General features: G+C 42.8%; 1 protein-coding gene. It reads left to right on the forward strand.

The window, feature by feature from the left end; genetic code table 11:
- Positions 1 to 51: 51 nt before the first annotated feature.
- The coding region (serS, locus tag A3729_RS03640) for a serine--tRNA ligase (protein ID WP_068633190.1) at positions 52 to 1,227 on the forward strand (1,176 nt) is incomplete at its 3' end.

Here is a 1,227-nt window from a genome sequence, read left to right on the forward strand (position 1 = left end):
ACCAAAACATTACTAATTTAACGACTAAACATTAACGCAAGAATTTTATTTATGTTAGATCCAAAACTCGTCCGCACCGAAACCAATGAAATCGCTGAAAAGCTGGCAATAAAGAAGTATAAGTTTGATACAGACTTGTTTTCATCCCTAGAAGAGTCGCGTAAGCAAATACAGTCAAAGACTGAAGAGCTTCAAAATGAACGCAACACTCGCTCAAAATCGATTGGTAAAGCCAAAGCGGCCGGAGAAGATATTGCGCCACTAATTGCCGAAATGGATACAATTGGTGCTTCTTTAGAATCTGCAAAGGCGGAATTAAGTGAAGTGCAGGATCAGTTAAACGATTTGCTTGCAGGCATGCCTAATATACCAGACTCTGAAGTGCCTGAAGGTAATTCTGAAGATGATAACGTCGAAGTATTAAAGTGGGGTGAGCCTGGAAAATTTGATTTCGAGGTTAAAGATCACGTAGCTTTAGGTGACATCAATAAACAATTAGACTTTGAAACTGCAAGTAAATTGACCGGTTCACGTTTTGTGGTGATGCGCGGACAGTTAGCCAAGCTTCATCGTGCTTTAGCGCAGTTCATGCTTGATACGCATTCAGCTGAAAATGGTTATGAAGAAGTCTACCTTCCTTACGTTGTTAATAGTGACTCATTGTTCGGAACTGGTCAGTTACCGAAGTTTGAAGAAGATTTATTTAAATTGCATGCAGACAGAGAGTTTTACTTAATCCCGACGGCAGAGGTTCCTGCAACCAATATTGTTCGCGATGAGATTATCGACTCGGCCAAGCTGCCTATCAAACTTGTTTGCCATACACCATGTTTTAGAAGTGAGGCTGGATCCTATGGTCGTGATGTGCGCGGTATGATTCGTCAGCATCAATTCGACAAGGTTGAGATGGTTCAGATCGTTAAGCCGGAAGATTCAGCCCAAGCACTAGAGGCCTTGACGGGACATGCTGAAGGTATTTTACAAAAGCTGGGTTTGCCGTACCGAAAAGTATTGTTGTGTGGTGGTGACCTGGGCTTTTCTGCTGTGAAGACCTACGATCTTGAAGTTTGGCTGCCCGGACAGAAAGCCTATCGTGAGATTTCCTCTTGCAGTAATACAAAGGATTTTCAGGCTCGTCGTATGCAGGCTCGATACCGCTCTCCTGAAATGAAAAAACCACAACTTGTTCATACTTTAAATGGTTCTGGTCTAGCGGTCGGTCGTACG

It is taken from the genome of Oleiphilus sp. HI0043, from assembly GCF_001634935.1.